13 protein-coding genes and 1 tRNA gene are annotated in these 12,870 nt (G+C 44.6%); 4 read left to right on the top strand and 10 right to left on the bottom strand.

The window, feature by feature from the left end:
• Nucleotides 1-127 precede the first annotated feature (127 nt).
• The 5 genes from lptB to IPP67_08720 form a co-directional block, all read right to left on the bottom strand.
• Nucleotides 128-910, bottom strand: coding sequence for an LPS export ABC transporter ATP-binding protein (gene lptB, locus IPP67_08740; GenBank protein MBL0339226.1), 783 nt, complete (start codon nucleotides 908-910; stop codon nucleotides 128-130).
• Nucleotides 907-1,740: a hypothetical protein gene (locus tag IPP67_08735; protein MBL0339225.1), complete on the bottom strand. Its 834-nt coding sequence runs from the start codon at nucleotides 1,738-1,740 to the stop codon at nucleotides 907-909. Before IPP67_08735 ends, lptB begins: the two co-directional genes overlap by 4 nt.
• A 21-nt stretch (nucleotides 1,741-1,761) precedes the next feature.
• Nucleotides 1,762-2,328 (bottom strand): LPS export ABC transporter periplasmic protein LptC, encoded by a 567-nt coding sequence (gene lptC / locus IPP67_08730; GenBank protein ID MBL0339224.1) that lies wholly within the window; start codon nucleotides 2,326-2,328, stop codon nucleotides 1,762-1,764.
• 161 nt (nucleotides 2,329-2,489) lie between these two features.
• On the bottom strand, nucleotides 2,490-3,134 hold the full coding sequence (locus tag IPP67_08725; protein ID MBL0339223.1) for a ribonuclease D: 645 nt from the start codon (nucleotides 3,132-3,134) through the stop codon (nucleotides 2,490-2,492).
• 63 nt (nucleotides 3,135-3,197) lie between these two features.
• Nucleotides 3,198-3,284: transfer RNA gene (locus tag IPP67_08720), tRNA-Leu, on the bottom strand.
• Between the two features lie 256 nt (nucleotides 3,285-3,540).
• On the opposite strand from IPP67_08720, the gene IPP67_08715 reads away from it, so the two are divergent.
• On the top strand, nucleotides 3,541-4,482 hold the full coding sequence (locus tag IPP67_08715; protein MBL0339222.1) for a complex I NDUFA9 subunit family protein: 942 nt from the start codon (nucleotides 3,541-3,543) through the stop codon (nucleotides 4,480-4,482).
• Nucleotides 4,483-4,550: 68 nt separating this feature from the next.
• Nucleotides 4,551-5,399 carry an SDR family oxidoreductase gene (locus tag IPP67_08710; protein ID MBL0339221.1) on the top strand — a complete coding sequence of 283 codons (849 nt, stop codon included), beginning with the start codon at nucleotides 4,551-4,553 and terminating at the stop codon, nucleotides 5,397-5,399.
• Here IPP67_08710 and IPP67_08705 read toward each other — a convergent pair.
• Together IPP67_08705 and IPP67_08700 are read right to left on the bottom strand one after the other, a co-directional pair.
• Entirely contained in the window at nucleotides 5,333-6,124 is a 792-nt protein-coding gene (locus IPP67_08705; protein MBL0339220.1) for an alpha/beta hydrolase, read from the bottom strand. The two genes, IPP67_08710 and IPP67_08705, sit on opposite strands and share 67 nt — an antisense overlap.
• A gap of 15 nt (nucleotides 6,125-6,139) precedes the next feature.
• Nucleotides 6,140-6,685, bottom strand: a complete 546-nt coding sequence (locus tag IPP67_08700) for a cytochrome c family protein (GenBank protein ID MBL0339219.1) — start codon at nucleotides 6,683-6,685, stop codon at nucleotides 6,140-6,142.
• Nucleotides 6,686-7,129: 444 nt separating this feature from the next.
• On the opposite strand from IPP67_08700, the gene IPP67_08695 reads away from it, so the two are divergent.
• Both IPP67_08695 and IPP67_08690 read left to right on the top strand, forming a co-directional pair.
• On the top strand, nucleotides 7,130-7,849 hold the full coding sequence (locus IPP67_08695; GenBank protein MBL0339218.1) for a hypothetical protein: 720 nt from the start codon (nucleotides 7,130-7,132) through the stop codon (nucleotides 7,847-7,849).
• 79 nt (nucleotides 7,850-7,928) lie between these two features.
• Nucleotides 7,929-9,341 carry a DUF4139 domain-containing protein gene (locus tag IPP67_08690; GenBank protein ID MBL0339217.1) on the top strand — a complete coding sequence of 471 codons (1,413 nt, stop codon included), beginning with the start codon at nucleotides 7,929-7,931 and terminating at the stop codon, nucleotides 9,339-9,341.
• A 547-nt stretch (nucleotides 9,342-9,888) separates the two neighbouring features.
• Here IPP67_08690 and IPP67_08685 read toward each other — a convergent pair.
• The 3 genes from IPP67_08685 to IPP67_08675 form a co-directional block, all read right to left on the bottom strand.
• The gene (locus tag IPP67_08685; GenBank protein MBL0339216.1) at nucleotides 9,889-10,251 is read right to left on the bottom strand and encodes a hypothetical protein; all 363 of its coding nucleotides are present in this window, start codon (nucleotides 10,249-10,251) and stop codon (nucleotides 9,889-9,891) included.
• A gap of 347 nt (nucleotides 10,252-10,598) precedes the next feature.
• Nucleotides 10,599-11,519: an Hsp33 family molecular chaperone HslO gene (locus tag IPP67_08680; GenBank protein MBL0339215.1), complete on the bottom strand. Its 921-nt coding sequence runs from the start codon at nucleotides 11,517-11,519 to the stop codon at nucleotides 10,599-10,601.
• A gap of 146 nt (nucleotides 11,520-11,665) precedes the next feature.
• Entirely contained in the window at nucleotides 11,666-12,844 is a 1,179-nt protein-coding gene (locus tag IPP67_08675) for an aspartate aminotransferase family protein (protein ID MBL0339214.1), read from the bottom strand.
• Nucleotides 12,845-12,870: the final 26 nt, after the last annotated feature.

The raw sequence follows: 12,870 nt of genomic DNA, 5'->3' as shown, positions 1-12,870 counted from the left end.
CCCTCATGGTAAAGTAAATTATTCGCCAGTCAACAGGAATTCGTCCCTGGCCCTAAGCAACAGTCATTTTAAATATCATAAGCGTATAGAATAGGTTCAAACAGAGGAAGTGAGGCGCATAGCTTGGTTACGTATTATTAAAAGCATTCCCCAAATACACTTCTCTGACCAACGGATCCTGGATGATTTCTGCAGGCGATCCTTGACGAAGCACTTGACCGCTGTGGATAATATATGCACGATTAACGATTTTCAAGGTTTCTCGGACGTTATGGTCGGTGATTAAGATTCCTATCCCTTGCTGACGCAGCAAAAGAATCAGGGAACGAATTTCGGTAATAGCGATGGGATCAATACCTGCAAAGGGTTCATCCAATAAAAGAAATTTGGGATTGCCCGCAAGCGCTCGAGCAATCTCGGTACGCCGCCGCTCTCCCCCCGATAAAGCAACGGCCGGTGTTTTACGCAAATGTTCAATGGCAAGTTCTGCTAAAAGCTGATCCAACCGCTGTTTCCGCTGTTGCCGATTGGAATAAATAATCTCTAAAGGCACTAAAATATTTTGTTCAACCGTTAATCCGCGAAAAATAGAAGATTCTTGCGGCAAATATCCTAACCCCAATTGGGCTCGCCGGTACATTGGTAACAGGGTGATTTCTTTGCCATTAAGCAAGACACTACCAGAATCTGGTTTGATTAAACCGCTGAGCATATAGAAACTAGTCGTCTTGCCTGCCCCGTTGGGGCCTAACAATCCAACTATTTCGCCTGAATCGATGGCAATCGATACGCCGTGAACAACCGAGCGTTGACGGAATTGCTTGCACAAATTCACGCAACTGAGCGAATTTTTTGCCAAAGTGGTGTTTGGTAAGAGGCTTGGTTCAACCGGCAAATCCGTTTCTTTCATTTATTTATGGGATCAAGCAATAAAAGGGTATTAACCTTTTGTGATGAGCCCGGGGTGGCGGTGATCGATATCGATTCGCTGGCCAAATTGATCAACATGTTTTCGCCCTGCATTTGGTTATTACCTTGAGTGATTTGGGCATGGCCCGACATCAAAATAGTCTTTTCCTGGACGGTATAAACAAGCCGGTCAGCTAAGGCAATGGTATCTTTTTGCTGCAGGCGGACCTGATGGTCAGCTGTCAGCTTTTGGATCCGTGATAACTTATCTGAGGATTGGCTTTTAAACGGCAGCAGGAAAATTTTTATTTCATCGCCTGCAAGTGATAGATTCATTGGTTTATTAGACAAAGTTGGTTTTCCCAACGCCGTTATTTGGTGGACTTCATCAACATATTCAATTTTCCCCAGGGCCGTTAAAATATAATCGCCCAGCCTCACTGAAATGACCTGGCTATCCTGGCTTTGGAGGATGAAGGAAGATCGATCAAAATCAATCGTCGCTTCCGAAGAATTAATCTGGTCTGCTTCGGAAGTAAGTTCTACGTTCCCCTGGGCATGGATTTTCCAGATTTCAAACCCCTTCCCTTGTTTTTTATCCCGGTAATAAGCGGTGACGGTATCTGCCTGTAACTGAAGGGTGCCTCGCATAATTTTGACATTGCCACGAGCAACATAAATTTTTTCTTGTTGGCGAATTTCAACGCCGCTATCCGCCTCAATCGAAAGTGGTTGGTTTTTTAAGGTAAAATCAAAAAGATCTGCCTGTGCTGAATGATATGGAAAAAGGGCAAGAAGTAGGCACCCAAAAATATAATACTGTCTGATCAAGCTAGAAAACCCTTATCATCGTTAATTGTTAATGTGAATGATGGTTTTCCCATTCAAAAAAATGACATTTTGCTCGCGGTCCATCCATAGACCGTCGGCCAATAAATTCCCAAATTCTCCCGCCCCGGTGACTGGTGATTGCGTGGTAATCTGATGATTTGATAAATCGATTTGTAAGGCTGAAGACATAAATTGGAGCTCCTTGCCTAAATGTATCCGGACATTATTGGTCAAACTCAACATTTTTTCACTGCGACGGAAGAAACCTTGGTCGGATGAAAAAGACAATCCCTGATCATCCTCTAGCAAAATATCGCCGCTTAGCTGTTGCAATTGGAAAAGATTGTTTGAGACGTTACCCTCAGCTGACCCCATGACATCGCCGCGTAAAGTAAAGGCGCGGTGATGTTGGTCGGTTCCACGGAAAACAACATCCTGCATCGACAAAAGGCCGTTTTCTTGTTCACTAACGCGGCTTTCTGACAAACGCACATGCGATGTTTGCAGCCGTTCCTGGGATAACCAGAAAATGGCAGCCCCCGCCATAATCCCGAGTACCGGGATGCCATATTTTAATAAACGCCACATCAACATAAAGTGCCTGCCATCTCCACCTTTTGTAAACCCTACATTAAGTATAGTCTATCTGGCTCTTTTATACAACCCTCAACAAGGGCCAAAGATTCAACAAGATCAGGCGGTTGAAGATCGCTAACGTAATCCTTAAGGGCCGGAACAACGCTATAACGTTAAGAATGATGGGCAAAAATGTCCACTTCTTCTAACCCCATCAAATCCAGATGGATGCGGGTATTTAAGAAATGGAAACAATTTTTGGCGATATCTAAACGCCCCTCACGCTTTAAAAGGATATCTAATTTTTCCTTGAGCAGATGCAAATATAAAACATCAGAGGCCGCATATTTTTGTTGATCCGCTGTCAAAGTGGCAGCTCCCCAGTCAGAAGATTGTTGTTGTTTAGATATTTCAATTTCCAGTAAATCTTTGCATAAATCTTTCAATCCATGCCGATCGGTGAAGGTACGCACGAGCTTGGATGCAATTTTGGTGCAATAAACAGGGGTGCAATCAACACCTAGGTAAAACTTGAGTACGTGCAAATCAAAGCGGCCAAAATGAAATATTTTTTGTATAGCCGGATTTTCCAGCATTTTTTTTAAGCGAGGGGCATGATACGGTTTTTGACCGGGCGAAAATTGTACTAAATGGCAAACACCGTCGCCCCCCGATAATTGGATCAGACATAAACGGTCGCGCTGGGGCTTTAACCCCATGGTTTCTGTATCAACCGCAACAGAATGGGTAAAATTGACGCCTTCTGGCAAATCACTCTGATGTAGGAATATTTGCGGCGTTAAAACATTTTGTTGCATTCTTGCTGTAAGATTCCTTGTTGGCGGCTTTTATGTAGCGGTTATCGGCAATCGGTAGTTACATGGTGCCCAGAATAAGACTCGAACTTACACAACCTTGCGGTTACAGGTACCTGAAACCTGCGCGTCTACCAATTCCGCCATCTGGGCATAAACAAAGGTTGAATGATAAGCCTTCCAGGCTGTTATGGGTAAAAACTTACGAATTGTCAACCGATTTACCGCTTCTATCTATCCACGCCATCCCGAGATATGACCAGAACCGGGCGGTTAGGGGACAAAACTAAAAGAAGACCCAAACTATACATTTTTACTTATCCTCCTTTACTTTCAGGCATACATACGAGTAAATTCGGGAGGGTAATATGTTAGTTTATTCTTATAAAAACGAAGAAAAGCGGTCTTTATGATGAAAATGATCACAGTTTTTGGTGGAAGTGGGTTTATCGGACGTTATTTGATCCCGTTACTCGCGAAACAGGGGTTGATGATCAGGGTTGCCGTGCGGTATCCGGAACGGGCGTTATTTTTAAAACCCTTAGGACAATTAGGCCAGATCAAGCTGATTGCCACAAATATCCATGATCCACAATCGGTTGGCAATGTTATAAAAGGGTCGGATATTGTTGTTAATTTGGTTGGTATCTTGTATCAAAGGGGAAGCCAAAGATTTAACAATATCCATGTACAAGCAGCGGAAAATATAGCCAATGCTGCAAAGGAATACGGCGTTCAACGCTTCATCCATGTATCGGCCTTGGGTGCATCAGCGCAATCAGCCTCACTCTATGCCCGGACAAAAGCTGCGGGTGAAATACAGGTAAGGCAAATTTTTCCAGAAACAACCATTATTCGCCCCAGTGTTATTTTTGGCCCTGAAGATCAGTTTTTAAACCGCTTTGCCCGGATTGCCCAACGAAGTTTATTTTTACCTCTTATCCAGGGGCATACGAAATTCCAGCCTGTTTTTGTCCAGGATGTTGCCCAAGCAATCATCCAATGTTTGGCTGATAAAGGTACTCAAGGAAAAACCTATGAATTGGGGGGGCCAAATATATACGAATTTCATCAACTGCTCCGCTATGTATTGCAGGTGACGCATCGGCAACGTTGGTTGTTGAGGATTCCCAGTATGCTTGCGAAAATAGTGGCTTGGCCAGCAGAATTTTTACCCAATCCGCCCTTGACCCGCGATCAAGTTAGGTTGCTGAAATATGACAATGTGGTCCAGGCGCAGGCCCTATCATTCAAGGATTTAGGCATGCAGCCAGCTGCCTTAGAGTTAGTGGCGCCTGAATATCTACAGCTTTATATGTCCCAGCGTTATTTGAAAAATAATGCCTTATAGAAATGGTACCAATCATTAAACCATCGGCCTGTTTTTGTTTCGGCCTTGGCTATACGGCTGGGTTCCTTATGAAAAAACTGCAACACCAAGGCTGGGCAGTGGGGGGCACTGTCCGTGATCCTGAAAAACAGAAAAAACTTTTAGAAAACGGTTGTTCGGCTTACCTCTTAAGCCCCTCACATCCAATCAAAAATTTATCCAGCCTTCTTCAGGGCTATACCCATGTCTTATTTTCCATCCCGCCTGACCGCCATGGCCACGATCCGTTTTTAAGGGATTATCAGGATGCTTTTAGGGAAATGGGGCACCTAGCTTGGATCGGTTATTTGTCAGCAACGAGTGTTTATGGGGATCAACAAGGAAAATGGGTGGATGAAAATACCCCGCCGAACCCCAGCACGGACCGGGGTCATAAAAGATGGTCAGCTGAGAAAGAATGGTGGTTCCTGCATCGACAATCTCAACTGCCCATCCATGTATTTCGTTTATCCAGCATTTACGGCCCTGGCCGGAACGCTTTGGCAAACATTCTTGGGGGGAAGGTCAAGCTGATTGATCAGCCCGGGCAGATATTCAACCGGCTTCATATTGATGATATTATCCAGGTTTTATGGGCTTCCATGCGACAGCCAAGGTCAGGGGCGGTTTATAACTTGGCCGATGATTTTCCTTCATCTCCCGCGGCAGTGATCCGGTATGCGTGCCAGCTGCTAGGGACAGAAGATTTGTTGCCAACCTCCCTAGATGACCCTGCTATCTCTGAAATGACCCGAAGTTTTTATCAGGAAAATAAAAAGGTTTCTAACCGGCTGATAAAGGAGGAATTGAAAGTAGAACTTTTATACCCCTCTTACCGGGAGGGGCTGGAGAATTTATGGATCAAGATGGCAACCGCCTCTAACCATAAAGAAACATGATGGGGCTGTGATAAGCGGTGATCGCCATCTTTGATAATTGTTAAGTGGCTATGGGGGTTGGTAGTTTGCTGTAGAATATCAAAAGACAACTGCCAAGACACTTCCTGATCCAGCAAACCATGGAACAACCATAGAGGGTGCGGTAAGGAGGAAAGTTTGCCATTCCCTAAAATCAGAAAACGCCGGGACTGTTCTAGAAAATAGGTGCTAATAGGGTATGGGGTGGGACTGTAGGGCGAATGGATGGCGGTAGTACCCTGCTGTTGCAAAGCTTGTTTTTGGGGTGCAGATAGGGAAGGCAAGATAAGCTTTTCCGTGAAATCCGGTGCTGCTGCTAAACCAATATGGGCGATAATACGCTGAGGCCTAGATAAACCCATCAAAGCCATTAACCAACCCCCCATGCTGGAACCTACCAAAATTTGTGGCCCCTTTGTCAAACGGTCTAATAAAAACAGGCAATCATCCAGCCATTCTGCGATTGAAAATTCGGCAGCCTCCCCCTCCGATAACCCATGCCCACGATAATCAAACCGTAAAAACTGTTGCCCCCGCTCAGCGCAAAAATCTCTGAGTGACGAGGCTTTGCTACCGGTCATACGGGAATGGAAACCGCCCAGGTAAATGATGCCTGGATTTTTACCGGCAATATATTCATAAGCCAATTGTAACTTGGGCGTTATATGTATTTTTTGAAAATTGGTGCCAGGAATAAGGGAAGGCAAAATCACATGGTAAATTTATGGGGTGGTTGGTAAAGCTAAGGGAGCATCGCTTTGCAAACGCAACCAAGCAATCAGATTGGCACGCTCCTGCAGTTTTTTGAGGCCAGCAAAAGTCATTTTAGTACCTGTAACATACCCTTTCGGGGAGTACAAAAATTGGTTTAATTCTTCATAGCCCCAATTTTTATTTAATGCCAGCATACCTTGGCTATAACTGAACCCCTCTATATGCCCGGTTTTGTTGCCAACAATATTCCACAAATTCGGACCAATCTTATGGGGGCCAGCTTTGGTAAAACTATGGCAACTGGTGCAGCGCTTAGAAATGGCCTCCCCCGCAGCAATATCTGCGGTTGCAAGCAATGCACTGACTGGATCTATAACGGTTGCACCCGTATCCGTATTGTCGCCAGCGTTGGTAGGGACCAGATCTGTTTGGACAGCGGCTTCCAAGGAGGCAGGCTCGTGGATAACCATTTTACCTACCTGCATAGATACCATCAAGGTCAATGCGCCCAATAAAACTGCCGCGGCAATTTTATTAATTTCAAAAGAATACATGCTCTTCATTCCCTTACCTTGGCAATAAGCCATCTAAGCAATAAGCCCAAAAAATTTACAATCGGCAAGATAAAAATTTTCTAGATTTCTGCACCGATACATAAACAAGAAGTTACACCATTCAAAGGCAAATTTTTTTGTAGCTGATTACCCCAATTTCACTTACAATCCCGTTACTTGGAGTAGTCATAATATTTACCAGGCCTGGAGGGCTATGTTGACGCGGCACTATGTCGCATATTGATCATATAAGCACAGATAAGGACTCGATTTATCAACTCCTCATGAGGCTTGATGCGTTCAATTTTTTGCAGTTAACGCCATTTGATGATTTAAAATTGCTGGCCCATTTTATCAACAACACCTTGCATTCAACTCATACGATAGCGCATCTGGCTTTAGAAATAATGGCAAGAAAATTTAAGGAAGACAAAGGACTTTAGAATGATGGGAATAACAAGTTTCTTTTTACGTCCCCGCGGTTCTTGGAAAAACCGGGTTAATTTTTTGGGCAAAAAATGGTTTTTATGGGCTGCTGTTTTGATCAGCCTTTTTGGTTATATTGTACCCACGCAGGCGCAACAAAACCTGGCACAACAGCAGATAAATTATGATGTTTGGCGTAACGGCAAAATAATTGGTTCCTATGTTTTGGCCTTCAATCCCCAAGGAAAACAATTACGGGTGACTGTTGATTGGAACATCAAAATTAATGGAATGATCTTCACTTTATACAGATCCGAACATCATTCGGAAGAAATATGGGAGGGGAAGCAACTGATCTCCCTCATCAGTGCCAGTAATGATAACGGTAAAAGGCGGCAATTTTCATTGAGGCAAAATAACAAAACCGCCGAAATCGTCTTTGATGATCACACCATCACGACCACCCTTGGGTTGTTTCCTACCAGCCTGTGGCAGCCCGATACCATTAAGCAAACAGTCTTGCTCGATACGGTCAAAGGGAAATTAAGGCAGGTCAACATAGAATATCAAGGGACAGAGAATATTATGATTGGGGGCCACTCTTTGCCAACAAAACATTATCTTATTTCAGGCGAAATGACCCGGCATGTTTGGTATGGGATGGATCAAGATATTGTCCAAGTGTCTTTCCCGGCGTCAGATGGGTCGATGATTATCATCCGAAAGCGTTTGCCATAATTTAGCCATAAAGGAACAATATGTTTTTCAAAGGCGCGAATATTTCTTCAAAAAGAAATGATCAACAAAGGAACAGCAAATGAAAACCAAGCAGTTATTTTTATCAACGGTTGCGGCCCTCGGTGTCACCGGTTTTACGGTGCAGGCACAAGAACAGCAAGTGGGTGTGAATGCCCAAAGCCATGTAGCGGTAACGATTTATAACGAGAATTTGGCTTTGGTGCGGGATCAGCGCAGCATCAATTTCCAGAAAGGGTTGAATGACATTGCGTTTATTGAGGTCAGCACCATGATAAGGCCTGAGACCAGCCTATTTCATGTGCAGGGTGGCGGGGTTGAGATGTTGGAGCAGAACTTTGATTTTGACCTGCTGACCCCGGCCAAGCTGCTGGAGAAATCAGTGGGGGGTAAGGTGCGCTTTGCGGTATGGGATGAGGCACTAAAACAGGAAAAGATTGTGGAGGCTGAGGTATTGAGTGTCACAGGTGGGGTGGTATTAAAGATTGGTGACCGCATTGAAACCCAGTTACCGGGGCGCATTATTTATGACCAAGTTCCCGTCAATTTACGGGCGCGGCCGACCCTGGTTTTAAAGCTGGATAGTGAGGTCGCTGGCAGCAAACAGGTGGAGTTGGATTATTTGACCGGCGGATTGGGCTGGAAAGCGGATTATGTGGCCTCATTAAGCGCGGACGAAACCCAACTGAACCTGACCGGATTGGTAACGTTAACCAATCAAAGCGGTATTACCTATGCCAATGCTCAATTACAATTGGTGGCGGGCGATTTGAATTTGGTCAGAGATGGAATGGCAAGTGGCCGTATCCAACCACCGGTTGCCACGAAATCAACGGCAGCGGATCAGTTGCAGCAGGAATCTTTATTTGAATATCATCTATATAGTTTACCTCGCCCAACGACGATTGCCCAAAACCAAACCAAACAGGTGGTGATGTTAACCGGGGAAGGGGTGAAGGTGGTCAAGGAATACCGGTTTGGGGGGATCACTAACGGTTATACCGATGTGATGGGTGACCGGGAGATGGTGAATGCCAGTGTACGCATCCAGTTTAGCAACACCGAAGCTTTTGGTTTAGGATTGCCCCTACCGAAAGGCATCGTGCGGGTGTATAAAAATGACAGTAAAGGACAAGCGATCTTTGTGGGCGAGGATGCCATTCAACACACCCCGAAGGGCGAGGATGTCACGTTAACCCTGGGCAATGCCTTCGATGTGACGGCCCGGGCCAAGCAGACTGATTTTAGTAAGATTGCCAAGAATGTGTATGAAACTGCCTATGAGGTGGAGTTTAAGAATGCGAAATCTGAGGCGGTAGAGGTGACACTGGTTGAAAGCGTTCCAGGTGATTGGCGCGTGTTGCAACAAAGTGTAGTGGGTAAGAAAATAAACGCCAGCCAGATGCAATGGAAGGTTACCGTTCCTGCCAACGGCAAAACCATCTTTACCTACCGCGTGCGGTTAACCTACTAGCCTTATCTAGCCTACCAAAAACTACAATCCAGCCGGACAAGGGTAACTTTGCTCCGGCTTGTTTTTTGTGATGAATGGGCGAAAGGGGGTAACCGCAAATCATCAGGATCTACCTGAAAAAATGGGTTAAGACTGGATTGATGGGGTCGGGAAGGGCAGGGTTGACGGGGCTTTGCAGAATGATCACTTTTTGTTCTTAATTTACCTTACCGTAATTCCTCCTCTTGTCAAGAATTTATGCTTGCTAGCATGTTTGCCGAAATGATTGGCAAAAATAGCCAGGCTGTTCAGTTGATGCTTACGCTATTGCTTAACTAGAATAATGATCAATGAAGCCAAAAAATAGGGAGGGGGATGGTTTTGCCAAAAACCAAATCTCCCTCTCTCTATCTTTTTCTTTTCATTTCTTTTCTCTCTCTTTTCTCTCTCCTCTCTCAAGAGAGGGAGAGGAGAGGACACACAGAACTGTGTACAGAGCTGTACACACACTTATCCTTTGCTATTTCAATTTTAGGAGTTTTGCGGGTTGATAAAAGCCAGCCTCTCATTATTTGCACTGGAAAGCATAAACATATTGGGTGGATTTAATCCGGCCTTGTTCATGCAAGTAAATAGTGTATTCGCGGACGAGATAAAGGGGACTGTCATCTTTACAATCATTTTTGGCAACAAAAGCCCCAGCTGCATCATCAGGATGTGCCTTGAAGTCATAGGGGATTAACTTATCGAATCCCTCATGCCCACGTGGCCAAATCTTCACCAAATACAGCTGATAACCCGCTTGATTATAGGATTGATGAATAAGGCGGTAATCATAGCTATAGCCAAATATCGATTTTGTAAGTATAGAATTGCGGCTGCAGCCCCGCAGGGGCATTCTGGCGGTTGGCCAATGCCTCAATTGCGTCATAAAATTCCTTGGTTTCATAAGGCTCGGCTTTTTCCTCACATTAATTTTTTGCGTTTCTGATCCGACATCAGGTGCATGCCAAAAGCTTGCGACATTCCAAAACAATCAAGCGCCATGGCAATCAAAGCTGCCCGTTCAAAACCCATTTCAGTTTTTTGGTAATAAATGCAATAAAAAAGTAATAAAAATACATAAAATTTGTAATAAGAATTATTTTATGTTTTGATTTGTGGAATAGTGCAAGAATCACGGCAATCAATATTGCTTCCTCTGATGATACAAAATAATCCAGGGGTCATAAGCGGAAATGTTTGGTTTTCCGATAAATAGAGGAGTTTTGTTTTAAACTAGGATGGTGCTAAATCTTTTTCAGAAAAGGAATATTGGTGATTGCAGAATTCGCAATTTACTGCAATCACGCCATTTATTTGCAATGTTTGAAGTTCAGCGGATGGGAAAGATTGCAAAACCTGGCGGATCTTGGCCTCCGAACAACGGCATTGGGCAATTAGAGGGCGCACTTTATGAAGTGCCAGTAATTGTTCATGAAATAGCAAGTACAGTAACTGCTCGGATGAGATTTTTGTATCTAATATCTCCGATCGTTTTAGGGTGGATAAGTAAACCAAAGTTTCTTGCCATTCTGCGTCACGTTCTGCCTGTTGGTTGGAGTCATGATAGGCGGCGGTGGGCAGGGGAAGCTGCTGAAGCATCAGTAATTTGCCCCGCCATCCTTGGGCATTTTTTGCAATGGCTATGAAAAGGGTGGTGTTGATTTGTTCCGATTGCCGAAAATATTGATGGACACAATCGGTTAGGGTAAGGCCAGTTAATTCAACAATTCCCTGGTAACGTTCGGTATGCGGGCCTTGATCGACCGTAAAGGCAAGATAACCCTGGCCGAATAACTTGGGGACACTTAAAAAGTTATTGGTTTTTTCCATCGGCAACTGATTTTCTTCAAACTGGGCATAACCCCGCAAATGTCCTTGTTCGGTACAATCGACTACCATCAATCTAATAGGCCCAGACCCTTTGATTTGTAAGGTAAAAACCCCTTGATATTTCAGGGCGCTGGATAGGCTTGTGGCCAAAAGCAGGCATTCTGCTAAAGCATAGGCGACTGGGTAGGGATAATGATGCTGCTCAATAATCGTATTGAAACTTTGCTGTAGTTCGATCAAGCGGCCTTGGATATTGGCTTTCTGCAGGGTAAAGGGTACAATACGGTCGGCCAGCAAGTTTTTGAGATCAGTTTTCTGTTTCATTCACGTATTCCACCTCCGGTATCGATTGGGTTTGTCATTGATAAAAAACCGTCAAACAGGGCTACAAATAACAATTTTTACGGAATAGGAGATGATCCATTCTTCCATAGGTATGGAAAAAATAATAATCACAGCGCGCCAGATTACTATTTTTGGCATATCGTCGTTAAAATGGCGATTGCGTGGTTGATATGACTGTCTTCAATAATCAGGGGAGGGAGCAAGCGCACAATATTATCGCCTGCGGTGACGGAGAGCATACCTGCTTCCCTTAAACGGTCGACAAATTCGGTATTGGGGCCGACACATTTAATCCCAATCATCAAGCCTTTTCCGCGAACTTCCGATAATTTTTTAGGGAAGCGTTTAACCAAGCCTTCCAAGGCTACGATTAATTTTTGGCCGATTTCTTGGACATGTTTCATAAAACCGGGTTTTAATAGGATATCCAAAGCCGCGTTGCCAACCGCCATTGCCAAGGGGTTGCCGCCGAATGTGCTGCCATGGCTGCCGGGTTGCATAACCGCCCCGACTTTAGCTGTTGTTAAACAGGCGCCAATCGGGAATCCCCCGCCTAATCCTTTCGCAACGGCAACCAAATCCGGCTTTATGCCCGCCCATTCATGGGCAAATAGCTTGCCGGTGCGTCCCATGCCGCATTGAATCTCATCTAAAAAAAGCAGCAGACCGAATTCATCGGCAATTTTACGGACCTCCCGCAGATATTCCAAGGACAAAGCGCGCATGCCGCCTTCGCCCTGGACAGGTTCAAAAAGGATGCCAGCTGTTTGTGGGGTGATTGCCGCCCGTAATTCATTGAGGTTGCCGAAAGCGACCTGGTCAAATCCGTCCACCACCGGGTCATAGCCTTTAGAATATTTTTCTTGCCCGGTTGCGGCCAAGGCAGCCAATGTGCGGCCATGAAACGCACCTGCAAAGGTAATCAGGCGGTATTTCTGGGATTGTCCGATTTCATCATAATATTTGCGGATGATTTTAAAGCCGCATTCAATTGCCTCAACCCCGGAATTGCTGAAAAATACCGATTCCGCAAAGGAATTTTCAACTAGCCTTTTGGCTAGTGTTTCTTGCCCGGGAATTTCAAATAAATTCGAACAATGCCATAATTGTTGGGCTTGGGTGGTTAAAGCTTGAATTAAATGGGGATGGTTGTGACCGAAAGCGGTAACGGCAATACCGCTGACAAAATCAAGATATTTTTTACCGTCATTGCCAAATAAATAGGCTCCCTCCCCTTTAACGAAAGATAAAGGAGCGCGTTTATAAGTGGGCAGGACAACAGGAAATTGGGGATTAAGGGGCATAAGCAAATCCAGTATCAACAGTAATG

Source organism: Rhodospirillaceae bacterium (assembly GCA_016722635.1).
Classification (GTDB): Bacteria; Pseudomonadota; Alphaproteobacteria; order JAEUKQ01; family JAEUKQ01; genus JAEUKQ01.
This window is presented reverse-complemented; position numbering and strand designations above follow the sequence as displayed.